Consider the following 23942-nt stretch of genomic DNA (forward strand, 5'->3'; position numbering starts at 1 on the left):
GCGAAAAGGCCTGCCCGAGTCTTTGGCCCTGATGATCTGCGATGCGCAGACCCTCCCCGGCCCGGCACCAACTTTTGCATTTAAATATTACTTTCAGATATGGAAGCTTTGGGCAAGCAATTTTCCCGGCCCCGGCGGCCGCAGCGCAAATAGCCGACAAGGAAACGCTCTTGACCATCAGGGGCTTGCGCATTGACAGGGCCGGAATGGGTGCATTTACTTATGGCGCCCTGTTTCAAATATGGAACAGGGGCGCCGCGAGGGGGGTCTTATGGCAAATGAATTTCTGATGTTCGTGGGCACGCTGAACCGTGAGGTGCCTTATTTTCAGGGCGCGCGCGGCGACGGGCTGCATGTGCTGGCCTTTGACGAAAACACGCTGAGCGCCCGCCCCCTGGCCCATTTCCCCCAGGTCGAGAACCCGACCTTCCTGTCGTGCAATGCCGATGGCAGCCGGATCTATGTCAATTCCGAGGTCAGTGACTGGCGCGAAGGCCTGGTCACCGCCTTTGGCTTTGACCGCGAAACCTCTGCGCTGCGCTATCTGAACGCGCAGCCGACGCTGGGCAGCATCCCGGCGCAAAACATGATCTCGCGCGACGGAAAGCGCCTCTTTCTGGCGAATTACACCGTCTGGTCCGAGGGGCCCGATCAGTCCTTCGTGATCTTTGACATCCGGGCCGATGGCAGCCTGTCGCCCGCCATTGCCTCGGTCGCACATCAGGGCGACTGCGGCCCCGTAACCGCGCGCCAGGACCGCAGCCACGCCCATAGCGCAACCGAAACCGTTGCAGGCGGGGTGGTGCTGGTTGCCGATCTTGGCCTCGATCAACTGGTCGCCTACCGCATCGCCAGCGATGGCCTGCCCCAGCGTATCGGCGCAGCCGCGACCGCGCCCGGTGCCGGGCCGCGCCATGTCGCCCTGCATCCGAACGGGCGGTTTGCCTATGTGATGAATGAGCTTGGCTCGTCTGTCGCTGCCTATGGGCTGGATGCGGCCTCGGGGGCATTGCAGGCGATCAATACCCTGCCCGCCGTGCCAGAGGATAGCCGCAATACGAACCATTGTTCGGATATCCAGATTTCACCCGATGGCCGCTTTGTCTATGGCGCGAACCGGGGCCATGACAGCATCGCCATTTTCGCCGTCGATCCCGAGACCGGCACATTGAGCGCCGGGGGTTTCGTGCCCTGCGGCGGGGCCACGCCGCGGCATATGGCGCTGACCCCGTCGGGGCGGCATCTGCTTTCGGCCAATCAGAATGCCGATCGCATCACCATCTTTGCCCGGGATGCAGAGACCGGCGCCCTCAGCGAGACCGGGCGCTTTATCGCCCTTGGCACGCCGATGTGCGTGCAGTTCGCGGCCCAGCCCCTTTGATGGGCAGATCGCCCCGGCCAGGCCCGGCGGGTGCCGGGTCAGCCAGGGAAAGCCGCCGCCACTGATCCGCTGGCCGCCCGGCCTGCATCCGCGCCGCCGCCTTGCGGGATACCGGCATCAATCTTAAACTGGCGGGCGATGGTCCGGCCGGATGCCGGGTGATCCATCCCGCATCCGACCAGAGGCAGATAAGCACGATGGCCAAACCCGCAGCAGCCCGTCCTGTCACCGCCCGAATAGACAAGCTGTTGTCCTCGATGGGATATGGATCGCGCAAAGATATCGCCCGGATGGCAGGCGCGGATCGCATCACCCTGGACGGGGAACGGCTAAGCGATGTCACAAGGCGCATTCCGGTGCTGGCGGATCTGCCCGCGCGGATGGCCGTAGACGACAGGCCGCTTGATCCGGTCGCCGGCATGGTGATCTTGCTGAACAAGCCCCTGGGCGTGACCTGTTCGCACAGCGATGCCGGGCCGCTGGTCTATGAGCTTTTGCCGCCGCGCTGGCGGCAGCGCGAGCCTGCAATCTCGACCGTCGGGCGGCTGGACAAGGAAACCTCGGGCCTTTTGCTTTTGACCGATGATGGCGATCTTTTGCACCGCATCATCAGCCCGCGCCGCATGATCAGCAAAACCTATCATGCCACCCTCGCCCGCCCGCTGACTGGCGATGAGGCCGCGCTGTTCGCCTCTGGCAGTCTGCTTCTGAACAATGAGACGAAGCCGCTCGAACCTGCCACTCTTGAGGTTTTATCCCCGACCGAAGCGCTGCTGACCATAACCGAGGGCCGCTACCATCAGGTGCGGCGCATGTTCGCGGCCTGTGGCAATCACGTTCTGGCCTTGCACCGGCTGCGCCTTGGCGGTCTGCATCTGCCAAAGGATCTGCAAGCCGGGTCCTGGAGGCTGCTTGATCCCACCGAACAACAGCAGGTCTTTGAGTAGACCGCGCAGCATCACCCCTCAGCGCGGCGTGGCGGCGCGGATTGCAAGCCCCAGCCCCGGTGCGACATGGGCCAGCGCCAGCTCGATCCGCCGCTTCATATGCGTTTCAATATAGCGGGCCTGGAAGCTGCCCGCCGCCTCGAGGACCAGCAGATCCCCCTCACCGACGGCCCGCAGCCCCGCAAGCCAGGCGCGGAACATGCTGGCATCCTCGGCATAAAGCAGGCGCGAAACCTCGCCCCAAAGCGTGCCATCGGCGGGCGGCGCCTCATTGACGCCTTGCGGAAAGGGGATGATTTTCGCATCCGACGGCCCGGTCTGTGCGGCGGGCGTATCAGGGGCCAGCCGTTCGACAAGGTCGGGGCCGACCCGCTCCCAGCAGGCCCTTGTATCCTCAAGGATGCGAGCGATCCCCAGGCCATAAAGCGTAACCCGCCCACGCGCCGCCGCCCGTTTTTCGACAAGCCAGGCGCGGTTGCGAAAGGCCGCCATCTCGCGTTTGACGGTGCGCGGATCGACAGACCAAAGCCGGGCGATCTCTTCCTGACCAACCGAAAGCTGATCCAGCTGCCAGTTGTAGCGGGCGGTGATCAGGCAAATCAGCCGCAGGGTCTGGCGCTGCAGTCCACGGTCCTGTGACAGCGCATAGGTGCCCAGAATGGTCAGAAGATCATATTTTCGCGCCGCACCGCCACGACCGACGGCCTTCTTTTGTAACATCACCTGCCCCCTGGTGGTTTTCCACCTTTGCCCTGCCCTTGCCCCGCTCTCATCCTGTTCGGTGACAGTCACGCGATAGCCCGGACAGGCGATCAACGCAAAATGGCACCGCCTGTGAATTTGCGTTTGATCAGCCTTGTCAGCCTGGTTTTGCAACGCTTTTCGTCGGATTGATGCCATTTGCGTCCTGAGTTCCGATTCTGTCAAGACCCTGGGCAGATGCACCGTCCCGTCTTCGTCAGAAATTTCCCCGGGAAGGCCTGGCGATCACCTCTCATCAGGCTCTGTGCCAAAACCAGTCACAAGAAAAGAATCCGGTAGATATGGTAATGGGGGACACCCAGGATGTCCCCCGGAATGACAGTATTGTCCCCTCATGATCTGGTAGAGGGGGGTGATATGTCCCCCTATCAGAGGTGGCTTCCCCGCGGGGAAGGCTGCCCCCGGATCGCCGGGATGCCGTCTTTTCGCCCTGCCCCGGTGGGCATCATCGGCCCCGGTCCGGTGGCCCGGCACTGGCCGCGGGCGAATCACTTTTCCCTTGATTTCCAGGGCTGTGACGCCGGGATTGGCCCGGAAACGGTGGTGTTTCAGTGATTTCCGCGACAGGCGGTGCTTTTCGCTCTTTACTCTACTTTAGCTTTTGCAACTTTGGCAAATACGGCGTAAATCCGAAGTCAGACAAATTTAGCGTTCCCGAGACGGAAAGACCCGATGTTTACCCATGAAGATCTCGCAAACCTCCAGGCGCAATCGCTTAAGATGCAGCACCACATCCGGCGGCAGACCTTCTCGCCCGAACATGAGAAGACGCTGCGCCGCTTTTCCAGCTGGGAAGTGTCCGAGCTGATCTTCCGCATCAACCAGTCGACCTTTCGTGGTCGCCTTGCCCAGGACCCCGACCTTCCCGGCGGGGAAGTTGAGGAAGACGGCCGCCAGCGCTGGTTCTCGCTGACCGAGATCAATGAGCTGCGGCGCAAGATGAAGATCAACCGCCATTCGCTGATGCCAAAGCGTCCGGCGGGCAAGCGGGCGATCCGGGTTGCGATCTCGAACTTCAAGGGTGGCGCGGGCAAGTCGACCGTCGCGCTGCATATGGCGCATGCCGCCGCGCTGGACGGCTATCGCGTGCTGCTGGTCGACTTTGACCCGCAGGCGACGCTGACCCATTCGATGGGGCTTCACAGCGTTTCAGAAGAGCTGACCGTCTGGGGTATCATCGCCCGCGATCTGGTGCGCGAAACCGACCGGATGAACGCGGCCCCGCGCGCCGCCGAAAGCGGCACCGCCCTGCCCCAGCGGCGCCTGCCCGCCTCGATCCGCGACCAGGGCCTGGGTGATCTGCGCAATACCGACTTTATCAAGACCACCGCCTGGCCGACCATCGACATCGTGCCGTCTTGCGCCAATGCGGCCTTTGTTGAATTCGCCTCGGCGCAGTATCGTCATCTGAATCCCGACTGGTCGTTCTTTGCCGCCGTCTCGCGCTGGCTCGATGGGCTGCAAAATGACGCCTATGACATGATCATTTTCGACTGCCCGCCCGCCATCGGTTACCAGTCGATGAACGCGGTCTTTGCGGCTGACGTGCTTTATATCCCCTCGGGCCCGGGCTACTGGGAATATGATTCGACCACATCTTTCATCGGTCAGCTGGCCGAGGCGCTTGGCGATCTGGCGGCCGGTTTCGACGACAGCTTCCCCACGGGGAAGATGAAGCTGCCAAAAACCTTTCTTGAGCTGCGCTTCCTGATGACCCGTTACGAGCCGGGCAACGACCTGCACCGCGCGATGTTTGAGGCCTTTAAAAAGGTATTCGGTGACAGGGTGGCGAATGAGCCGATCGAGATGACCCGCGCGGTTGAACAATCCGGGCGCTTCCTCTCTTCGGTCTATGAGATCGATTATCGCAGCATGACGCGCGAGACATGGCGCCGCGCGCGTGCCTCTTTTGACCGCGCCTGGATCGAGTTCCGCGACACCGCACTCAGTGCCTGGGACAAGCTGGAGGATGAGCAATGAAGAAGCGCCGCACCTTCGATATTGACCTGCCGGATGCCGACGCCGAAGAAATCTTCCCCGCGGGGAAGGATGCCGGGAAAGAGCCGTCGCGCCGCTCGCCCATGGCGGCGGCGATCACCGAGACTGCTGAAGCCCTGCGTGAACGCCGCGACATTGAGGCCGGGATCCGCGCCGAGAATGACGCTCTGGCCGCCGAACATGTGCGGATGAAGGGCCTTGGCCTGATCGTCGACATGGTGCCGCTGGATCAGGTTGAAACATGGAAGCTGGTGCGCGACCGTGTGAAGGGCGACGATCAGGAGCTGACCGAGCTGATCGCCTCGATCCGCGATCTGGGGCTGTCGAACCCGATCCGGGTCGAGCAGCGCGACGATGGCCGCTATGAACTGGTTCAGGGCTATCGCAGGCTTTCGGCCTATCGGGCGCTGCTGGCAGAGACGGGGGATGCCGAGAAATGGGGTAGGGTGCCCGCCGGTATCCTTCCCCGTGGGGAAGACCTCGAAGGGCTTTACCGCCGCATGGTCGATGAGAATATGGTCCGTAAGGACATCTCATTTGCCGAAATGGCGATGCTGGCGATCAGCTATGCCGGCGATCCGGGTACCAAAGAGGTTGACCCCGACCGCGTGGTGGCAGAGCTGTTCCGCTCTGCCGGCTATCAAAAGCGCAGCTATATCCGGCAGTTCATTCGGCTGATGTCGCGGCTGGAAAAGGATCTGCTTTATGCGCATCACATTCCGCGTGCACTTGGGCTGAAGCTGGCGGCGCAGATCGAAGAGCGCCCCGATCTGGTGACGCAGATCCGCGAGCAGCTGGCCGGATGGGACACGCGTTCGGTGACGGATGAGCTGGAGCTGTTGCGCCGGTTTGCGGGCGGTGATGAGGCGGCCGCCACGGCAGAGCCTGTTTCCCGTTCTGATGCGCGTCCGGCAGGCAAAGCGAAAACGACGTTCCAGCTGGCGACCGCCCAGGGGGCCGTGAAGTGCACGGCCGGGGCAGGGCGGCTGGAGATCCGGATGGAGCGTGATTTCTCTGCCGAGGATCGCCGCAAGCTTGAGGCTGGGGTGCTGCGCCTGATCGAAAGTCTCGGCTAAGCAGGTATTTCGGACAGGTCAGGCAGAGAGGCACATGCACCTGCCTGACCCTTCGCATCGGTTGCCCCGGCGCCTTCCGATGCAGACCCCGGTTATAGATTTCGTTCTTAACCAGGCGATCAGCCGCCACCTTGTAGACCTGTGGCCTGTGCAGGCTGCCGCCGGCATCTGGCAAGGGCGGCGGTTGCCGCTGCAGGTTGCATTACGCTGGCACCTGGCCTGGATCAGTGCAGGCGTATCTCTTCCTCACAACGGTATCATCTGAAACCTGCGGCGGCTGGCATTGGCGTTGCAGGGCCTTGAGCTGTCTGCGGCCAGATGTGGTGAGGCATAATTCAGATTTTCTGGGCGTGTTGTGGCAAGAAATCAATTAGGTCTGATAATGCAAGATTATCGGATGTTTTTTAAAAGCGTAAGCTGCGGCGGAAAGACTGATCTATAGCGGTATAATCCGCCGTTATATTCTAAGCCCGCCATGTCCTCGGGCGTGAAGTCTATTGTGGATGCGCGGGCCTGATGGCCCTGCTGCGGCGGGCTTCGCGGGGGGGGGCGATATATCGCGGCTGATGCGGGTGCCGGGATTATCCGCGCCGGAGTGTGCCCTGGCATCGCGATATCAATTGGATACTGGATGCGCAGGGCACGAGGCAGACCGGACCGGGAAGAACGGTGCAATGCATCACGAGGCGCTGGCTGCGCCTCAGGACGGCTTGCTTCCGCGTATAGATAGGGCAGGCGATGCCCCGGCCAAAGCGCCCCTGGCCTTCGACCTGGCCCTGTCGAATTCCGGCAAGACCGACACCAACCCCGAGCAATTGTTCGCCCTGGGGTATGCTGCCTGTTTTGACAGTGCGCTGAGCCATATCATCCAGCTGAGGAAGCTGGATGTGAAGAGCAGCGAAATCTCTGCAGAGATCGGTATCGGTCAGCTGCCTGATGGTGGTTTCAGGCTGGATATTGATCTCTGTGTCGAGATCGCGGGCCTGGATGAGGCCGCCGCGCAGGGTCTGGTTGAGGCGACACACAGGGTATGTCCCTATTCCAGCGCCAGGCGCAACAATATCGACGTGCGTCTGCATGTCTCAACAGTACAGGGATAAAGCATGCGCCGACCCTTACTGGGCCGGGGGCGCAGATGGTCTTTTTGCAGCTGCGCGGGACAATATCACCAAAACTGCGTTCTTTGACGGAACCATTTATGCTGCAGCTGCGTTGCCGTTTTGCGAGGTCCGCCAGCGCAATGGTTTTCTTGGTGCAATGGTTTCTTCGGTGCAGCGGCACCATCTTACCTTTGATACCGGGATTGTCTGCCAGTTCGGCTCCGCAGGTTTCCGATTGCGATCAATCAGGGGGATGCGTCGTGTTTTCTGCTATTATGGGCGTGATCTGCGGGCTTTTTGGCCTGTGGGTCTTATGGCTGGGCTATGGGCTGGCGGCTGCCGGGGGCAGCTGGTTTTACATCGTCATGGCGCTTGGGCTGATCCTTTCGGCGATCGGGCTGATGCGGCGGCATCAGACGGGTCTGGGGATCTATGCGGTCACGCTGATCGTCACCTTCATCTGGACGCTTTACGAGGTGGGCTTTGACAAATGGCAGTGGATCCCGCGCGGGGCGCTGCTGGTGGCCTTTGGCCTGATCCTGTGCATCCCGATCTTCGCGCGCGAAATCCGCGCAAGCTCGGGCAAATCAACGCCTGGTTATCCGCTGCTGGGCGGCACGATGGTGGTGATTATCGGGCTGGCGCTGGTCTCCTGGTTCATCGACCCGGCCCAGATCAAGGGCGAGCTGACGAAGCAGGCCAATGCCGGTGACGCGCTGGTGGATCCCTCGGGCGTGGCCTATCCGGCCGATGACTGGACCGCTTACGGCGGCACCAATCTGGGCCAGCGCTATTCGGCGCTGAAGGATATCGACACCGCGAATGTCAAAGGGCTGAAACTGGCCTGGGAGCATCACACCGGCGATCTGCGCAAGGCGGATGAAGATTCCAAGGAATATACCTTCGAGGCGACGCCGATCAAAGTGAACGGGCTTTTGTATTTCTGCACGCCGCATAACATCATCCAGGCCCTGGTGCCGGAGACCGGCGCGCTGAAATGGTCGTTTGACCCGATGATGCAGCGCGATCCTTTCTACCAGCACCAGACCTGCCGCGGTGTGTCCTGGAATGACTCAACGGGATTTGCCGCGCCTGCCTCGGATACGCCCGAGGATCAGGCCGCGATTGCCGCAGCCGTGGCCGAATGCCCGAAACGCATCGTGGCCTCTTCGGTTGATGCGCGGCTTTACACGGTCAATGCCGATACCGGGGCGCTTTGCACCACCTTTGGTGAGAATGGCTATGTGAACCTGCTGGACGGCATGACCGATACCGAGCGTGCGACCTATCAGCAGACCTCGGCGCCGCTGGTGACCAAAGATCTGATCATCCTGGGCTCGGCGATTGCCGACAATTATTATGAGAACAACCCTTCGGGCGTGATCCGCGCCTATGATGTGCGCACCGGCAAGGTCGTGTGGAAGTTCGACGCGGGCAAGCCCGATGAGACCGCACCGCTGAAACCCGGCGAGACCTATGTGCCGAACTCGAACGTGGCCTGGACGCAGTTTGCCGCCGATGAGGCCCTGGGCCAGGTCTATATCCCCTTCGGCAATGCCTCGCCCGACCAGGTGGGGGTCAGCCGCACGCCAGAGCAAGAGGCTTTCGTCGATGCGCTGGCCGCGCTTGATCTGAAGACGGGCCGCCTGATCTGGAAGTTCCAGACCAGCTATCATGACCTCTGGGACCGCGATAACCCCTCGCAGCCGGTTCTGCTGAACCTGCCGAAGGATGGGGTGGATACGCCTGCGATCATCATCCCGACGAAGATCGGCAATCTCTGGGTGCTGGATCGCCGCGATGGCACGCCGATCCTGCCGGTCTCTGAGGTGGCTGTCTCGACCGACAGTGATATCCCCGGCGAGAAGCTTTCGCCGGTGCAGCCGATGTCGTCCCTGACCTTCACGCCCGCGCCTTTGCGTGAGGCGGATATGTGGGGGGCATCGCCGATCGACCAGATCCAGTGCCGCACGACCTTTGTGTCGAACCGCTATGACGGCAATCCCTGGACGCCGCCGACCACGACGGGCAGCCTGGTCTGGCCGGGCAATATCGGCTTGTTCAACTGGGGTTCGGTCGCGGTGGATCCGGTCAACAAATGGCTGATCGGCACGCCGCAATATCTGCCCTATCTCTACCAGCTTTACCCGCGCCCCGAGGGGGATCTGAACAAGCGGATGTTTGGTGGCGACAATTCGGGCGGGGAATCGAAGCCGGGCAACGAAAACCTTGGCGGGCCCTATGCGGTCTCGATCCAGCATTTCCGTTCGGCGCTTGGGGTGCCCTGCAATACGCCGCCCTGGGGCGTGCGGGTTGGGGTTGATCTGACGAATGGCCAGACCGCCTGGAAATACCGCAACGGCACCGTGGCCGGGCAAAAGTTCATGGGTGTCAGCTTCCCGATCCCGTTTGAGATGGGGATGCTGGCGCATGGCGGCACGCTGACGACGGCGGGGGGCGTGGCCTTCACCGCAGCGGCGCTGGATGACATCATGCGCGCCTATGACATGCAGACCGGCGAGACGCTCTGGAAGGTCAAACTTCCCGCAGGTGGCCAGGCCACGCCGATGACCTATCGTGGCGCCGACGGTAAGCAATATATCGTCGTCGCGGCGGGGGGGCATGGCTCGCTTGGCACCACACCGGGGGATTCTGTGCTGGCCTATACGCTGGAGTGATCCCTCTGATATGATGACTGGCGCGCAGGGCAACCTGCGCGCCGTTTCGTTTTCTGCCGTCACAGGAAAAGGCATAGCCGATGGATCGACTGCCTCTGCAGCTTCAGCGCATGATGGCGGCGGGGCGCGACGCGCTTGCCGCTGCAACCGCCGGGGCGATTGCCTGGGCCCTGGCCAGCTGGCTGTTCGGCCATACGCATCCGGTCTTTGCGATGGTGACGTCGATTGTCTGTCTTGCGCCGGGTCTGCCCAATCACGGGCGGCAGGCGATGGGGATCATCCTTGGCGTCACAATCGGCATTCTTGTCGGCGAGGCGGCGCTGCAATTCCCGCTGATCGGGACCGGCGGCCCTGGCATGGCGCTGTTGCGCATGATCATCGCGATTTTGCTGTCGATGATGGTCGGGGCCTCTTTCGGCCTGCCTGCGGTGGTGCCGATTCAGGCCGGGGTCTCGGCGGTGCTGGTGCTGGCCATGGGGGCCGAAAGCGCCGGCTGGCACCGGATGCAGGATGTGATCATCGGCGCGGGCGTCGGGCTGTTCTTCAGCCAGATCCTGCTGACGCCCGACCCTCTGCGCCTGATCGACCGCGCCATGGGCGAGCTGTTGACCCGGATCGCCGCGGGGCTGGATCTGGCGGCCCAGGCCGTCGAAGAGGCCAGCCCGCGTCGCGCTGAAATTGCGCAAAGCCATCTGTCGCGCGTGCAGGAAACCATTGGCGCCTTGCAAAACGGCATCGACAGCGCCCGCTATGAAGCGCGCTGGTCGTTGCGCGGCCGTATCGCCGCCAACCGGGTCCGGCGCGAGGCCGAGCGGGTCGAACATGATGCGATCCGGCTGGGGGCCTCGGCGCTTTTGCTGGGCGATGCGCTGCTGGTTGCGATACGCGAGGGCGACCCGCCCCCCGCCGGGCTGGATGCCGATCTGCGCAGCCTTGCCGCCAGCTGCCGGGCGCGGATGATCGGCTCTGCCCCTGCCGCGCCCGAGATGACCGCCACCGCAGGCAGCGGTATCGCCTGGGCCGCCGTATCTGTGCAAATGCGCGCGCTTGGCGCCATTCTGACGGCGCGGGCCCAGGCCTGAGCGCGGCGCTGCTAGTCGGCGGTCCAGCCGCCATCCAGCATCAGCGCGCTGCCCGTCATCAGCGAAGAGGCCTCCGAGGCCAGAAAGATCGCGGCGCCCACCACATCATCGGGCTGACCGATCCGCCCCAGTTTGATCTTTGCCAGAACCTGCTCGCGGAAGGTTTCATCCTCAAAGAACGGGCGGGTCAGGGGCGTCTCGATAAAGGTCGGGCAGATCGTGTTGACGCGGATCCGCTGCGGCCCCAGCTCTACCGCCAGCGCCTTCGTGAACCCCTCCAGCGCCCATTTCGAGGCGCAGTACAGCGTGCGGTTCGCAGCCCCCACATGCCCCATCTGCGATGAGACATTGATCACCGAGCCCGCAACCCCCGCCGCCGCCATCCGCATCGTTACCGCGCGGGCGGCAAAGATCGCGGCCCGCAGGTTCAGCCCCATCACCGCGTCATAATCCTCTTCGCTGACCGCGCTGAGGGGTTTGGGGCGGTTGGTTCCGGCATTGTTGACGAAGATGTCATAGGCCGGGCGGGCGGTGATCGCCGCCTCAAAAGCCTGGGTATCGGTGATATCGCAGGCAAGGGTATCCGCCTGGCCGCCCGCTGCCCGGATCGCCCCGGCGGCGGCCTCAAGCTCGGTTTCGCTGCGGGCGCAAAGGGTCAGGGCCGCGCCCGCCTTTGCCATGCCCAGGGCAATCGCCAGGCCAAGCCCCCGGCCTGCCCCGGTCACCAGCGCCCGCTTGCCCGCAAGCGAGAAGATTTCGGTTCCGGTCATTCGGCGGCCTCGCCATAGGGGATGTTGCGTTTGCCATAGCGGCGCACCCGGATATTGCATTGCTCGGCATGGCCGACAAAGCCTTCCAGCATGCAAAGCCGCGAGCCATAGGCGCCGATCCGGGCTGCCGCCTCATCGGTGGTGATCCGCTGATAAGAATGCGTTTTCAGGAACTTGCCCACCCAAAGCCCGCCGGTATAACGCCCGGCCTTTTTGGTCGGCAGCGTGTGGTTGGTGCCGATCACCTTGTCGCCATTCGCCACATTGGTGCGCGGCCCCAGAAACAGCGCCCCATAGCTGTGCATGTTTTCCAGATACCAGTCATCGCGGTCGGTCATGACCTGGACATGCTCGCTTGCGATGTCATTGGCGACGGCCAGCATCTCGTCATGGCTGTCGCAAAGGATCACCTCGCCGTAATCCTCCCAGCTTTTGCGGGCGGTCTCGGCGGTGGGCAGGATCTGCAGCAGGCGGGCAATCTCAGCCAGGGTGGCTTCGGCCAGGGCGCGGCTGGTGGTCAGCAAAACCGCGGGCGAGTTATAGCCGTGTTCGGCCTGGCCCAGCAGATCGGTGGCGCAAAGCTCGGCGTCGACGGTGTCATCGGCGATGACCATCGTCTCGGTCGGGCCGGCGAAAAGGTCGATGCCGACCCGGCCATAAAGCTGACGCTTGGCCTCGGCGACAAAGGCATTGCCGGGGCCGACCAGCATATCGACGGGCGCAATCGTCTCTGTCCCAAGCGCCATCGCGCCAATCGCCTGGATGCCGCCCATGACGTAGATCTCATGCGCCCCGGCCATATGCATCGCAGCAATCACCGCCGGATTGGGCGCCCCCCGGAACGGCGGCGTCGCGGCGATGATGCGGCCAACACCCGCCACCGCCGCCGTCAGTACCGACATATGCGCCGAGGCCACCATCGGAAACTTGCCGCCGGGCACATAGCAGCCGACCGAGCGCAGCGGGATATTCTTATGGCCCAGAAAGACGCCGGGCAGGGTCTCGACCTCGATATCGGTCATGGAATCGCGCTGCGCCTGGGCGAAGTTGCGCACCTGATCCTGGGCGAAGCGGATATCCTCCAGGTCGCGTGCGGGCACGCGGGCGATCAGCGCCTGGATCTCATCGGCGGACAGGCGGAAAGAGGCGGGCGAGAAGCTGTCGAATTTCTCTGACAGCTCGCGCACCGCCGCATCGCCCCTGGCCCCGATATCGCCCAGGATCGATTCGACGGTGGCCCGCACCTTCGCATCCTCTTGCGAGCGCTCGGTGTCGGGCTTGCCGGTTTTCAGATAGTGAATGGCCATTCCGAAATCCTCCGTAACGGAACTGGGGACAGCCGCGCGCGGCTGCCCGGTCTTTTGTCGCAAATGGGGTTAGCCCAGCATCCTGGTGTCGCCGCAGACCGACAGGCTTTGCCCCGAGACATGGCGGCCCTGATGCGAGGCGAGATAAAGGATCTGCGAGGCAATCGCCTCTGGCGGCACATATTCGCGCAGCGATGTATAGCGGAAGGCCTCGGCCTCGGCCTCGTCAAAGCTGATGCCCTGACGCTGGGCGCGGGCCTCAAGAACGCGGCGCTGGCGGTCGCCCGCGACAAGGCCGGGCAGGATCGCATTGACCCGGATCCCATCGGGGCCAAGTTCTATCGACAGCGATTTGGTCAGCCCGATCACCCCCCATTTCGCCGCCGCATAGGGGGTGCGCATGGCAAAGCCCATCCGCCCCGCCAGCGAGGAAAGATTGGCAATCGAGGGGTTTTTGCTGGCCCTGAGCGCCGGAACCGCCCGCCCGACCGTGACGAACTGGCTGGTCAGCACCACATCCAGCGTCTGACGCCAGGCGGCGATATCGACATGCTCGACCGGGGCGGTTGGCCCGGCAATGCCCGCATTGTTCACAAGACAGTCAAGCCCGCCCAGCCCGTCGATGGCCTCATCGGTAAAGGCGGCCAGCGCCGTGGCATCAGCCACATCGACGCGCCGCGCCAGCACCCCTGGCGGCAGGGTGGCCAGCGCCTCTTCGCTGATGTCGCAGGTGGCGACCCTGGCCCCTTGCGCAAGAAATCCATCGACAATCGCGCGCCCTATGCCAGCCGCGCCTGCCGTCACCAGAACCCTGGCTCCGCTGAGGCCCAGATCCATGTCTCTCTCCCTATTCCCGGAAATATTTCCGTTGCTCGAGGATGGTCTTTGCCGCCCCCGAGATATCGCTGCGGATCGCCGTCGCTGCGGCTTCGCCATCACGCAGATCCAGCGCCGCGACCAGCTGTTCATGTGCGGTGACCGAATGGGCGATGCGCCCGCCCCCGGCCGAGGGCTCTATATCCAGCGAAATCAGCGGCCCGGCCCTGAGCCAGGCCATGGCGATCATCTGCGACATGGTGGCGGCCTTGGCGGCGTCATAAAGCGCGAAATGCAGCTGGCGGTTCAGCATCAGCGCCGGGCCGCGATTGCCCTGTTCCATCTCGTCACGAAAGCGGAAATGGAAGGCGCGGATCTGCTCGACCTCTTGATCGGTGATACGGGCCACGGCCAGGCGGGCGGCCTCGCATTCCAGCAAAAGGCGGGTGCGGGTCAGCTCGCGGAAGTCTTCGGGGGTCATGCGCGGCACTTCGACGGCGCGATTTTTGCGGATCGCCAGCGCCCCCTGCGCCACCAGGCGGCCGACCGCCTCACGCACGGGCATGGTCGAGACGCCAAGCTCTTCTGCCAGCTCACGAATTGAGGTTCGGCTGTCGGGTTTCAGTGTGCTGTCCAGCAGCATTCGCGCCACCGCGCTATAGACCTGTTCCGTCAGTGATGGGCCCTGGCCCGGTAAAGGTTGCAGATGCAAGTCACTCATTCATACGATTCCAGCGTTGACAGGTCGGGCAAACTTTGCAGTATGATCTGAGATCACACTGACAGTGATCCGAAGTCAATCCCAACATTGACCAAAATCACAAGCGGTATCTCGGGGAGGAGATCATATGCTTAAGAACATCGGCAGACGCCGTTTTCTGCAGTCAGGCACAGCATTCGGACTGGCGGGCCTTGCGGCCCCGTCTTTGGTGCGTGCCTCAAGCGATCCGGTGGTGATTGCGCATCTGACGCCGCGGACGGGCTTTTTGGGGCCGATGGGCGAATATGCGATCATGGGCGTTGATCTCGCGGTCGAGCATATCAATGCCGCAGGGGGCATAAACGGCCGCCCGCTGCAGGTGATCAAAGAGGATTCCGTCAACCCGCAAACCGCCACCACCAAGGCCGAACGCCTGGCCGAGCGCAGCGATGTTGCGCTTTTGATGGGCGAGATTTCTTCCGCCTCGGCGCTGTCGATTGCCCAGGTTGCGACGCGGGCCGACAAGCTTTTCATCAATACCGGCGCGAATTCCGACACGCTGCGCGGCTCTGACTGCAAGCGCAATATGTTCCATGTCGAGGCGCAGAACGCGATCATCGTGAACACCGAAGGCGCCTATTTCCTGCAAAATGACATGGTCAAAGGCAAGAAATGGTTCATCCTTTCGGCCGATTACGCCTTTGGTCATGACCTGCGCCACGGGGCGCTGGCCTTCCTGGACCGCCACGGCGGCACCGCCGTCGGCGATCAGCTGATCCCGACCGATGCGACCGATTTCTCGTCTTATCTGCTGGCGATCCGGGCGGCGCAGCCCGATCTGGTCATCTCGAACCTTGCAGGCACCCAGACCGCCAGCTTCTTCAAGCAATATGCCGAGTTCGGCATGGAGATCCCGCTGGGCGGCTTTGACTATAACACCGTCATCGCCTGGGCGATCGGCGCGCGCGACTTCCGCGGCACCTGGCCCTGCGTCTGGACCCATCAGGTGCAGACCGATGCCTCGCAGGCCTATGCGAAGGCTTTCCTTGAGAAATATGGCAAGCCCTCGGACAACCAGGCCTATCTTGACTATGTCGGGCTGAAGATCATGGCCGATGCCATCGCGGCGGTCGGCGGCACCGATACCACGGCTTTGCGCGACTATATGACCGACCCGGCCACCGAGTTCGAGATCCTGAAAGAGCGCAAGGGCCGCTTCAGTCCGGTCAACAACCAGCTGCTGCAAGAGGCCTATGCCGTCACCGCCCTGCCCGAATCCGAGGTGCAGAACGAGTGGGATATCTTCACCACATCCGGCCCGCTGCCCGGCCCCGATCAGCCGCTTGATATCCTGATCGAGGATGCGGTCGGCGGCGCCTGCGTGCTCTGAGCACGCCCGCCACTTCTGACCAAAACCGCAGGCGGGGCTGACCCCGTCCCAGCTGCCAACCCCGGAGCACAGATGCCCTGTGCTCCGGCCCAATTCGCACGGACAGGACACTCTGATGGAATTCGTCTTTCTGTCTCAACTTCTGAACGGCCTGCTTGACGGGTTCTATTACATGCTGATCGCGCTTGGCCTGTCGCTGATCTTTTCGCTCGGCGGTATCGTCAACCTGGCGCATGGGGCGTTTTTCACCCTGGGGGCCTATCTGGCCTTTGTGATCGCGCCTCATACCGGGTTTTTCGGCGCATTGATCATCGCGCCGCTGATTGCGGCCCTGGTGGCGGTGATCGTCGAGCGGTTCCTCTTTACCCGTTTCTACCGGGTCGATCCGCTTTATTCGCTGCTGCTGACCTTCGCGCTGGCCATGATCATCGAGCAAAGCCTGCGCTGGTATTTCGGCGCGACACCACGGGCCTTTGCGATGCCCGACGCGCTGCGCGGCCAGGTTTTCCTGGGCGATTTCGTCTATTCGCGCTATCGGGTCTTCCTGATCGTGGTCGCGGTTCTGACTGTCGGTGCGGTCTGGTATCTGCTGAACCGCACCCCCTTTGGCCGGATCGTGCGAGCGGGCATCCAGAACCCTGATATCCTTGGTACGCTGGGGATCTCGCTCAGGCCCTATCTGTCCACCGTGGTTGCGCTGGCCATTGGCATTGCGGCCCTTGCCGGGGTGCTGATGGCGCCGATCCAGCCCGTGCATCCCCTGATGGGGGTTGAGGTCGGCACCGCCGCCTTTGTGGTCGTGGTGATCGGCGGCCTTGGCTCTTTCTGGGGCGTTGTGGTTGCGGCGCTGCTGGTCGGGCTTGTGAAGGGCATCATGATCGGCCTCGGCCTGTCACAATTCTCGATGCTTGCCATCTATCTTCTGATGTTCGTGATCCTGCTGCTGCGCCCGCGTGGCCTGTTTGGCGAACGCATCACCCGTTTCGAATAGGTCTCAAATGCAGAACGTCAAAACACTCGCGGCGGCGGCAGCCGCCCTGGTCCTTCTGCCGGTCGTGCTGTCCTTTCTGGGGCTCGGGGCAAGCAGTGCCGCCGAAGTCGTGATCTTCGCGCTGGCGGCAATCGGGCTGAATATCCTTGCAGGCTATACCGGCCTTGTTTCCTTCGGCCATGGCGCCTGGTTTGGCCTGGGGGCCTATGTGGCCGGGCTGACGGCGCTGCGCCTTGGCAATGGCTCGATGACGGTTGCGGTTGTGGCAGGCGTGGTTTTCACCGCGATTGTCGCCACCGGGATCGGCTTTCTGGTGCTGCGCAGGCGCGGCGTCTATTTCTCGCTGATGACGCTGGCGCTGTCGGCGATGGGCTTCCAGCTTGCCTTCCGCTGGACCGAGGTCACCGGCGGCGAAAACGGCCTGGGCGGCATCGAGCGCCCTGCGCTGCTTGACAACAACATGAACTTTTACATCGCCGTTTCGGTGATTGTTTTCCTGGTGGTGGCGCTGGTGCTGCGGGTGCTGAAATCGCCTGCGGGCAGCGTGCTGGCCGCTATCCGCGAGAATGAGGGCCGCGCCCAGGCGCTTGGCTATCACGTCCAGCGCTACAAGCTGCTGGCCTTTGTGCTTTCGGCCTCGGTCACATCGCTGGCGGGGGCGCTGCTGCTTTACAAGAACCGCCTGACCTCGGCCGAGCCGATGTCGCTGATCTTCTCGGGCGAGCTTTTGGCCATGGTGGTGATCGGGGGGATGCGCGGCTATCTGGGCCCGGCCCTTGGCGCGCTGTTCTATATCCTCTTCCGCGAATATCTCTCGATGTATACCGAGAACTGGCTGTTCTGGTTCGGGCTGATCTTCCTTGGCTTCGTGCTTTTCGCCCGTCAGGGCATGATCGGCATCGGCAATCAGATCGCGCAAAAGCTGTTCCCGGGCAAAACCACCGGGGCGGCGATGCAGGACCGCAAGGCCGAAAAGCATCCGCTGCCGGCGGCGATTGCCAACCGCGATGCGGGCGGCGGCGATGTGCTGGTGGCCGATGGCATCTCGCGCAATTTCGGGGCGCTGAAGGCGGTCAGCGGTGTCTCGATCCGGGTGAAGGACAAGACGCTTCACGCGCTGATCGGGCCGAATGGCGCGGGGAAAACCACCGCCTTCAACCTCTTGTCGGGCATCATCCCGACCAGTGAGGGGCGCGTGACCTTCCTGGGCCAGGAGATTTCGGGCCAGACGCCGGACCGGATCGCCGGGCTTGGGCTGGGGCGCTCGTTCCAGATCACCAGCCTTTTCCCCGACCTCAGCGTGCGCGAGAATGTCCGCCTGGCCGTTCAGGCCCAGCATGACAGCCGCAGCGCCGCCTTCCGCAGCACCGAAAGCGTTTCCGAGGTGCAGGAAAAGGTCGGCGAGATGCTGAACTGGGTTGGCCTTTCCGGCATGGAAGAGGCAAAGGCCAGCTCGCTGTCCTATGGCGGGCAGCGGCTGCTGGATCTGGGCCTTGCGCTGGCGACAGAGCCGAAAGTCCTGCTGGCGGATGAGCCGCTGGCCGGTCTGTCGGTCGCCGAACGCGAGCGGGTCGGCCTTTTGATCAAGGATGTTTCGACCGCGATCCCGGTTTTGCTGGTCGAACATGATATCGACCGGGTCTTTGATCTGGCCGATCATGTTACCGTCATGGCCGATGGCCAGGTGCTGGTTGATGGCACTGTCGATGATGCCCGCAATTCGGAAAAGGTGCGTGAGATCTATATCGGCTCGGGCACCTCTGAGGTTGCGGCCTCGGCGCGGCAGGGGCAGTTCTCGGACGAAAAGATCCTCAGCCTCGACCGGGTCAATCTGCATTATGGCAAAAGCCATATCCTCAATGATGTGACCTTTGATCTGCACAAGGGCGAGATCCTTGCGCTCTTGGGGCGCAATGGGGCGGGGAAATCCTCGGTGCTGAAGGGGGTGACGGGGATCGTTACGCCCTCGTCCGGCTCTGTCAAACTGATGGGGACAGAGCTGGTCGGCCTTTCCAGTGCGCAGATTTCGCGCAAGGGGATCGGCTATGTGCCCCAGGGGCGCGGGCTTTTCGCGGGCATGACCGTGCGCGAAAACCTGGAACTGGGCCGCATCCGCCGCCAGACCGGCGAGGGCAGCCATTGGTCGCTTGAGGAAATCCTCGAATATTTCCCCCGCCTTGGCGAGCGTCTGGATACCCCCGCCGATCGCATGTCGGGCGGCGAGCAGCAGATGGCCGCCGTGGCGCGGGCGCTGTCGGGCGATATCCGGGTGCTTTTGCTGGATGAGCCATTCGAGGGCCTGGCCCCTGCGGTGGTCGAGCAGCTTTTCCGCACCTTTGACCGTCTGCGCGACCGCCTGGCGATTGTGATTGTTGACCACAACCTAGACCTGGCGCTGGCGCTGTCTGACCGGACGGTGGTGCTGGAACGGGGCCGGGTGCTGCATCAGGTGGAATCGGCGAAAATCGCGCAGGATCTGGATCTGCGGCGCGAAATGCTCTGGATGTAAGGAAGAACGCGATGACAGAAATCGCAATTGTCGGCGCCGGGCTGATCGGGCGTGGCTGGGCCTTTGTCTTTGCCCGCGCCGGGTTCAGCGTCAGGGTCTGGGACAAGGATCCGGCGGTTCTGGCCCGGCTGGATGAGGATGTGGCGGCCATGATCGCCCAGACCGCGGCCTTCGGCCAGGCCGGCCCCGACCCCGAGGCGACCAGGGCCCGCATCCACGCGGTGCCCGATCTGGCGCTGGCGCTGCAGGGCGCGGGCCTTGTGCAGGAAAGCGGCCCCGAAGTGCTGGAAATCAAGCGCGCGCTTTTCGCCGAGCTTGACCTTCTGGCGGATCCGGGGGCGGTGCTGGCCTCGTCCTCATCGGCGCTGCTGGCCTCGGTCTTTGCCAGCGGTCTGCCCGGTCAGGCCCGCTGTCTGGTTGGCCATCCGGTCAACCCGCCGCATCTGGTGCCGGTGGTTGAAATCTCGCCCGCGCCCTTTACCGATCCGGCCGTGACGGCGCGGGCGCGTGAGATCTATGCCCAGGCGGGCCAGGTCCCGGTGATGATGGCGAAAGAGATTGACGGCTTTATCCTGAACCGTCTGCAGGCGGTGGTGCTGGCCGAAAGCCTGCGGCTGATCTCTGAGGGCTATGTCGATGTGCAGGGCCTTGATGACACCATCCGCCACGGGCTGGGCCGTCGCTGGGCCTTCATGGGCCCGATGGAGACGATCAGCCTGAACGCGCCGGGGGGGGCTGCGGATTATCTGAACCGCTATGGGCCGATGATGGCCGCGCTGGCCCGCACCTCTGGCCGCGAAGAGGCCTTCACGCCCGAGGCCGCCGCCAAAGTCGCGGCTGCCTTCAGCGAAACCTCAACCCCCGAAACCGTGCGGGCGCGTCAGAACTGGCGCGACAGCGAGCTTGCCGCCCTGGCACAACACCTGGCGCAGCGCGCCACCCCATCGGTCAATTAAGGACAGGACAATGAGCCTTCAGGGAAAAGTCGTTATCACCTGCGCCGTGACGGGCGCGATCCATACCCCCTCGATGTCGCAGTATCTGCCGGTCTCGGCGGCTGAGATCGTCGATGCCGCCCTTGGGGCTGCCGAGGCGGGCGCGGCGGTCATCCACCTGCATGCACGTGATGAATCCGATGGCCGCCCCGATCAGTCGGTGGCCGCATTCGCGCCGATCCTGGGCGTGATCAAACAGCAAAGCGCAGCGGTTCTGAACATCACCACCGGCGGCGCCCCCACCATGTCAATCGCCGAGCGCATCCAGCCCGCGCAGCATTACAGGCCAGAGCTGGCCTCGCTGAACATGGGCACGATGAATTTCGGCCTTTTCCCGATGCTGAACCGCTATGACGCCGCGCTGAAACATCAATGGGAACGCGATTATCTGGGCAATAAAGACATCATCTTCCGCAATACCTTTGGCGATGTGGAACATGTGATGACGACGCTGGGCGCAGGCGGCACCCGGTTCGAGTTCGAATGCTATGACACCTCGCATCTTTACAACCTCAGGCACTTCTATGATCGCGGGCTGGTAACGGGGCCGCTGTTCATCCAGACCGTCTTTGGCCTGATGGGCGGGATCGGGGCGCATCCTGACGATGTCCTGCATATGAAGCGCACCGCAGACCGGCTGTTTGGCGACAATTACCGCTGGTCGGTGCTGGGCGCGGGGCGCAATCAGCTGAATATCGCGGCGATGGCGGCGGCGATGGGCGGCCATGTGCGCGTGGGCCTGGAAGACAACCTCTGGGCCGGGAAGGGCCGCCTTGCCGAAAGCAATGCCCAGCAGGTTCGCGCCGCCCGCCAGATCATCGAGGGTCTGGGCCTTGAGGTCGCAACCCCGGATGAGGCCCGCGAGATCCTCGCGCTGAAAGGGGCAGACCGCGTCGCATTCTGACGCCCCCTCTCTCTTTCCGCCCCGCGCCCTGCCAGGGTGCGGGGCGCTTTTCTCACCTGCCCCGCTTTTGCAAGGATTGATCATGTCTCTCAGCCCGCTTCCCAGTTTCTCGCTTGCCGGACGCACGGCCCTGATTACCGGCGCCGGGCGCGGGATCGGCCAGGCGATTGCCGAGGTTTTCGCCCAGGCGGGCGCGCATGTCGTGCTTTGCGCCCGCACCGGGGCCGAGATTGCGGCGGTCGCAGACAGGCTGACGGCGGCGGGCCACAGCGCCGAGGCCCGCCCGGCGGATGTCACCGACCGCCAGGGATTTGAGGCCCTGGTATCCACGCTGCCTGCGCTGGATATCTTCGTCAACAACGCTGGCACCAACCGCCCGAAACCGCAGCTTGAGGTGACCGAAGAGGATTTCGACCTGATCGTCGGGCTGAACCTGAAGGCGGCTTTCTTTGCCCAGGCCGCCGTGGCGCGGCGCATGATCGAGCTGGGGCAGGGCGGCTCGGTGATCAATATGTCCTCGATGCTGGGCCATATCGGCGCGGCGGACCGCTCGGTCTATTGCGCGACGAAATGGGGGATCGAGGGCATGACCAAAGCCACCGCCATCGAGCTGGCCCCGCATCAGATCCGGGTCAATACGATCTGCCCGACCTTCATCGACACGCCGCTGACCAAACCCTATTTCGAAAAGCCGGAATTTGGCCAGCATGTGATGCGGATGATCAAGCTGGGGCGGCTGGGTCAGGTGGAGGACATCACCGGGGCGGCGCTTTACCTGGCGTCAGAGGCCTCGTCGCTGATGACCGGCAATTCGATCGTGCTTGATGGGGGCTGGACCGCCGAATAGCGGCCAGCCTGTCAGTGTCCGGATCCGGGCTGCAGATCCCGCTATAGCAGGTTCATCCGAAAGCTGACCGAAAGCCCCATATCCGTGCCGCGCCAGGCGTCGATACTTGCATCGCGGGTCTCGATCCAGCTGCCGATATCAAGGGGACCGACGGGCAGCGTTACCCCGGCCCGGGTGCGGCGCTCATCGCGGGCCATGCCAAACAGTGCCCCGCCGCCGAAGTGGGTCTCGCTGAGTGAAAGCGTGACCAGCCGTCCGGCGACCTCGCCCGTCCAGTCAAGCGAGAGACGGCGGCGCATGGTATTCTCGCCCTGGATCTCTTCGCCCCAGGCATAGCCAAGGCTCCACATTCCGGCGTGATCGGTCAGCACCTGATGCGAAAGCTGCACCACCTCTTTGCGGTAGCCCTCGGTCGCAGTTGTGCCCAGGCTGAACCCGATCTGGTGCGAACCCGCGCCGCTTTGAAACAGGTGACGCGCGCCCAGGGTGGCGGTGAATGCGCCCTGGGTATCGCGGCCGTCATATTGCGCCGAGGCCGCAAGGCAGGCATCGGTCCAGGTCCAGGCGGCTACGGGGTGCTCTGCGCAAAGGCGCAGGCCCGCGCCCGCATGGTGATAGCCATGGGTGGGTTCCAGCTCTGCGCTCAGGCTTTGCGAAAGGCGCAGCCTGGCACCGGGCGCGTAAGACCAGCTTTGCCAGCCGCTATATTGCACCCCGATCAGCAGCGCCTCTTTGGCCCGCGATTCCGGTGTGACGATGAAGGCCAGCCCGCCCAGGGTGATCCGGTCGGCGGGGATGCCGTCATTGATATTCGGATCATGGCGCAGGGTTGGCACCAGCAGCCGCCCGCGGCTGAGGGTTTGCAGCGCAGGGCCGCCTGGCTGATGGCGAAAGCCCTGGCGGGCCAGCAGAAACTGGCCCAGCTGCGAGATCTGCGTCTCGCTGCGGCTGAGGGCGAAAAGCGCCAGGTCGGGCTGGCCCTGTTGCAAAGGCAGCCGCAGGTCCTGAGCGGCCAGAGGCATCAGACCTGCCGCCAGCCCCATCAGGCCGCCGCAAAGGGCGCCGCAGATGCGACGCCCCCATTTTCCGAATTCAGTCACGATCCAGCGTGCCGACAAAGACGAGGCCCAGATTGCCTGCGGTGCTGGTAGCAGAGCCGGTGCCCTCAATAGCGGCAGCATTCGTGCCGAGGAAATCGCCATTGATCGCGCCCGTGACCGCGCCGGGGGCGGTGCCCGCCCCGGTCAGATTGCCGTTGATATCGGCGGCAAAGCCGTTTCCGGTGATCCGGCCATTGGTCACCCGCAATGCGCCATTCAGCTCTTGTCCGGCGGCGGTGTTGAAGTCGTCAAACTCGCCGCTGATCTGGCCGGTGGCGAAATTCGCGGTCAGATCCATCTCGCCCAGCATCTGCGCCGAGGCAATAGAGGCGGGCGCGCCGCCAAAGGCCATGCCGACCACGCCATCATATTCGGCACGGCCCGTGACCGGCATCGAGCTGGCCGAGGTCTGCGAGAGGTTGGCGGTCTCAGCAACCAGCCGCGCGGCATTGGCCGCATCGCTGGCATATTCCACCGTCGGGCTGTCATCGCCGCCGCCGCCAGAGCAGGCCGTCATCAGAGAAAGCACCGCAAGCGCGGCAGGGATACGCAGATAGAAGCTCATCCGGGTTGGTCCTTTCGGTCAGGG

21 protein-coding genes are annotated in these 23942 nt (G+C 63.4%); 14 read left to right on the plus strand and 7 right to left on the minus strand.

Features of this window, described 5'->3' with window-relative positions:
- Positions 1-271 precede the first annotated feature (271 nt).
- Both HOY34_RS16530 and HOY34_RS16535 read left to right on the plus strand, forming a co-directional pair.
- Positions 272-1381 carry a lactonase family protein gene (locus tag HOY34_RS16530; protein WP_172364831.1) on the plus strand — a complete coding sequence of 370 codons (1110 nt, stop codon included), beginning with the start codon at positions 272-274 and terminating at the stop codon, positions 1379-1381.
- A 197-nt stretch (positions 1382-1578) separates the two neighbouring features.
- Positions 1579-2328 carry a pseudouridine synthase gene (locus HOY34_RS16535; RefSeq protein ID WP_172364833.1) on the plus strand — a complete coding sequence of 250 codons (750 nt, stop codon included), beginning with the start codon at positions 1579-1581 and terminating at the stop codon, positions 2326-2328.
- A gap of 18 nt (positions 2329-2346) precedes the next feature.
- Here HOY34_RS16535 and HOY34_RS16540 read toward each other — a convergent pair whose 3' ends face one another.
- Positions 2347-3048, minus strand: a complete 702-nt coding sequence (locus HOY34_RS16540; protein WP_172364835.1) for a hypothetical protein — start codon at positions 3046-3048, stop codon at positions 2347-2349.
- 714 nt (positions 3049-3762) lie between these two features.
- Between HOY34_RS16540 and HOY34_RS16545 the strand changes: the two genes are divergently transcribed.
- The 6 genes from HOY34_RS16545 (at position 3763) to HOY34_RS16570 (ending at position 11024) form a co-directional block, all read left to right on the plus strand.
- On the plus strand, positions 3763-5070 hold the full coding sequence (locus HOY34_RS16545; RefSeq protein ID WP_172364837.1) for an AAA family ATPase: 1308 nt from the start codon (positions 3763-3765) through the stop codon (positions 5068-5070).
- Positions 5067-6164, plus strand: coding sequence for a ParB/RepB/Spo0J family partition protein (locus tag HOY34_RS16550; protein ID WP_172364839.1), 1098 nt, complete (start codon positions 5067-5069; stop codon positions 6162-6164). Before HOY34_RS16545 ends, HOY34_RS16550 begins: the two co-directional genes overlap by 4 nt.
- 79 nt (positions 6165-6243) lie before the next feature.
- On the plus strand, positions 6244-6429 hold the full coding sequence (locus HOY34_RS16555; protein ID WP_172364841.1) for a hypothetical protein: 186 nt from the start codon (positions 6244-6246) through the stop codon (positions 6427-6429).
- Between the two features lie 409 nt (positions 6430-6838).
- The gene (locus HOY34_RS16560) at positions 6839-7264 is read left to right on the plus strand and encodes an Ohr family peroxiredoxin (RefSeq protein ID WP_172364843.1); all 426 of its coding nucleotides are present in this window, start codon (positions 6839-6841) and stop codon (positions 7262-7264) included.
- Positions 7265-7524: 260 nt separating this feature from the next.
- Positions 7525-9942, plus strand: a complete 2418-nt coding sequence (locus HOY34_RS16565; protein WP_216654811.1) for a membrane-bound PQQ-dependent dehydrogenase, glucose/quinate/shikimate family — start codon at positions 7525-7527, stop codon at positions 9940-9942.
- An 80-nt stretch (positions 9943-10022) separates the two neighbouring features.
- Positions 10023-11024, plus strand: a complete 1002-nt coding sequence (locus tag HOY34_RS16570; protein ID WP_172364845.1) for an FUSC family protein — start codon at positions 10023-10025, stop codon at positions 11022-11024.
- An 11-nt stretch (positions 11025-11035) separates the two neighbouring features.
- Here the strand turns inward: HOY34_RS16570 and HOY34_RS16575 are convergent, their stop codons facing one another.
- The 4 genes from HOY34_RS16575 to HOY34_RS16590 form a co-directional block, all read right to left on the minus strand.
- On the minus strand, positions 11036-11794 hold the full coding sequence (locus HOY34_RS16575; RefSeq protein WP_172364847.1) for an SDR family NAD(P)-dependent oxidoreductase: 759 nt from the start codon (positions 11792-11794) through the stop codon (positions 11036-11038).
- A complete protein-coding gene (gene hisD / locus HOY34_RS16580; RefSeq protein ID WP_172364849.1) occupies positions 11791-13101 on the minus strand; it encodes a histidinol dehydrogenase in 1311 nt (436 codons plus the stop codon). Before hisD ends, HOY34_RS16575 begins: the two co-directional genes overlap by 4 nt.
- A 69-nt stretch (positions 13102-13170) precedes the next feature.
- Positions 13171-13938 carry an SDR family oxidoreductase gene (locus HOY34_RS16585; protein ID WP_172364851.1) on the minus strand — a complete coding sequence of 256 codons (768 nt, stop codon included), beginning with the start codon at positions 13936-13938 and terminating at the stop codon, positions 13171-13173.
- 10 nt (positions 13939-13948) lie between these two features.
- Positions 13949-14638 carry a GntR family transcriptional regulator gene (locus tag HOY34_RS16590; protein WP_172364853.1) on the minus strand — a complete coding sequence of 230 codons (690 nt, stop codon included), beginning with the start codon at positions 14636-14638 and terminating at the stop codon, positions 13949-13951.
- 127 nt (positions 14639-14765) lie between these two features.
- Here HOY34_RS16590 and HOY34_RS16595 point away from each other — a divergent pair, with 127 nt between their 5' ends.
- The 6 genes from HOY34_RS16595 to HOY34_RS16620 all read left to right on the plus strand — a co-directional run bounded on the left by HOY34_RS16595 (position 14766) and on the right by HOY34_RS16620 (position 22253).
- Positions 14766-16007: an ABC transporter substrate-binding protein gene (locus HOY34_RS16595; RefSeq protein WP_172364855.1), complete on the plus strand. Its 1242-nt coding sequence runs from the start codon at positions 14766-14768 to the stop codon at positions 16005-16007.
- 115 nt (positions 16008-16122) lie between these two features.
- Positions 16123-16998 (plus strand): branched-chain amino acid ABC transporter permease, encoded by an 876-nt coding sequence (locus tag HOY34_RS16600; protein ID WP_172364857.1) that lies wholly within the window; start codon positions 16123-16125, stop codon positions 16996-16998.
- Between the two features lie 7 nt (positions 16999-17005).
- On the plus strand, positions 17006-19507 hold the full coding sequence (locus HOY34_RS16605; RefSeq protein WP_172364859.1) for a branched-chain amino acid ABC transporter ATP-binding protein/permease: 2502 nt from the start codon (positions 17006-17008) through the stop codon (positions 19505-19507).
- 11 nt (positions 19508-19518) lie between these two features.
- Positions 19519-20463: a 3-hydroxyacyl-CoA dehydrogenase gene (locus tag HOY34_RS16610; RefSeq protein WP_172364882.1), complete on the plus strand. Its 945-nt coding sequence runs from the start codon at positions 19519-19521 to the stop codon at positions 20461-20463.
- A 10-nt stretch (positions 20464-20473) separates the two neighbouring features.
- Positions 20474-21406 carry a 3,5-dioxohexanoate:acetyl-CoA acetone transferase gene (gene kce, locus HOY34_RS16615; protein WP_172364884.1) on the plus strand — a complete coding sequence of 311 codons (933 nt, stop codon included), beginning with the start codon at positions 20474-20476 and terminating at the stop codon, positions 21404-21406.
- A gap of 82 nt (positions 21407-21488) precedes the next feature.
- A complete protein-coding gene (locus HOY34_RS16620) occupies positions 21489-22253 on the plus strand; it encodes an SDR family NAD(P)-dependent oxidoreductase (protein ID WP_172364886.1) in 765 nt (254 codons plus the stop codon).
- 41 nt (positions 22254-22294) lie between these two features.
- Here HOY34_RS16620 and HOY34_RS16625 read toward each other — a convergent pair whose 3' ends face one another.
- Together HOY34_RS16625 and HOY34_RS16630 are read right to left on the minus strand one after the other, a co-directional pair.
- Entirely contained in the window at positions 22295-23353 is a 1059-nt protein-coding gene (locus HOY34_RS16625) for a hypothetical protein (RefSeq protein ID WP_172364887.1), read from the minus strand.
- A complete protein-coding gene (locus HOY34_RS16630) occupies positions 23346-23918 on the minus strand; it encodes a transferrin-binding protein-like solute binding protein (protein ID WP_172364889.1) in 573 nt (190 codons plus the stop codon). Before HOY34_RS16630 ends, HOY34_RS16625 begins: the two co-directional genes overlap by 8 nt.
- Positions 23919-23942 lie beyond the last annotated feature (24 nt).

It is taken from the genome of Pseudogemmobacter hezensis (genome assembly GCF_013155295.1).
GTDB classification, from domain to species: domain Bacteria; phylum Pseudomonadota; class Alphaproteobacteria; order Rhodobacterales; family Rhodobacteraceae; genus Pseudogemmobacter; species Pseudogemmobacter hezensis.

Bases quoted from the DNA above. Each gene is read 5' to 3' on its own strand.
- HOY34_RS16530 (WP_172364831.1), top strand. From the start codon at position 272: ATGGCAAATGAATTTCTGATGTTCGTGGGCACGCTGAACCGTGAGGTG.
- HOY34_RS16535 (WP_172364833.1), top strand. From the start codon at position 1,579: ATGGCCAAACCCGCAGCAGCCCGTCCTGTCACCGCCCGAATAGACAAG.
- HOY34_RS16540 (WP_172364835.1), bottom strand. From the start codon at position 3,048: ATGTTACAAAAGAAGGCCGTCGGTCGTGGCGGTGCGGCGCGAAAATAT.
- HOY34_RS16545 (WP_172364837.1), top strand. From the start codon at position 3,763: ATGTTTACCCATGAAGATCTCGCAAACCTCCAGGCGCAATCGCTTAAG.
- HOY34_RS16550 (WP_172364839.1), top strand. From the start codon at position 5,067: ATGAAGAAGCGCCGCACCTTCGATATTGACCTGCCGGATGCCGACGCC.
- HOY34_RS16555 (WP_172364841.1), top strand. From the start codon at position 6,244: ATGCAGACCCCGGTTATAGATTTCGTTCTTAACCAGGCGATCAGCCGC.
- HOY34_RS16560 (WP_172364843.1), top strand. From the start codon at position 6,839: ATGCATCACGAGGCGCTGGCTGCGCCTCAGGACGGCTTGCTTCCGCGT.
- HOY34_RS16570 (WP_172364845.1), top strand. From the start codon at position 10,023: ATGGATCGACTGCCTCTGCAGCTTCAGCGCATGATGGCGGCGGGGCGC.
- HOY34_RS16575 (WP_172364847.1), bottom strand. From the start codon at position 11,794: ATGACCGGAACCGAAATCTTCTCGCTTGCGGGCAAGCGGGCGCTGGTG.
- hisD (WP_172364849.1), bottom strand. From the start codon at position 13,101: ATGGCCATTCACTATCTGAAAACCGGCAAGCCCGACACCGAGCGCTCG.
- HOY34_RS16585 (WP_172364851.1), bottom strand. From the start codon at position 13,938: ATGGATCTGGGCCTCAGCGGAGCCAGGGTTCTGGTGACGGCAGGCGCG.
- HOY34_RS16590 (WP_172364853.1), bottom strand. From the start codon at position 14,638: ATGAGTGACTTGCATCTGCAACCTTTACCGGGCCAGGGCCCATCACTG.
- HOY34_RS16595 (WP_172364855.1), top strand. From the start codon at position 14,766: ATGCTTAAGAACATCGGCAGACGCCGTTTTCTGCAGTCAGGCACAGCA.
- HOY34_RS16600 (WP_172364857.1), top strand. From the start codon at position 16,123: ATGGAATTCGTCTTTCTGTCTCAACTTCTGAACGGCCTGCTTGACGGG.
- HOY34_RS16605 (WP_172364859.1), top strand. From the start codon at position 17,006: ATGCAGAACGTCAAAACACTCGCGGCGGCGGCAGCCGCCCTGGTCCTT.
- HOY34_RS16610 (WP_172364882.1), top strand. From the start codon at position 19,519: ATGACAGAAATCGCAATTGTCGGCGCCGGGCTGATCGGGCGTGGCTGG.
- kce (WP_172364884.1), top strand. From the start codon at position 20,474: ATGAGCCTTCAGGGAAAAGTCGTTATCACCTGCGCCGTGACGGGCGCG.
- HOY34_RS16620 (WP_172364886.1), top strand. From the start codon at position 21,489: ATGTCTCTCAGCCCGCTTCCCAGTTTCTCGCTTGCCGGACGCACGGCC.
- HOY34_RS16630 (WP_172364889.1), bottom strand. From the start codon at position 23,918: ATGAGCTTCTATCTGCGTATCCCTGCCGCGCTTGCGGTGCTTTCTCTG.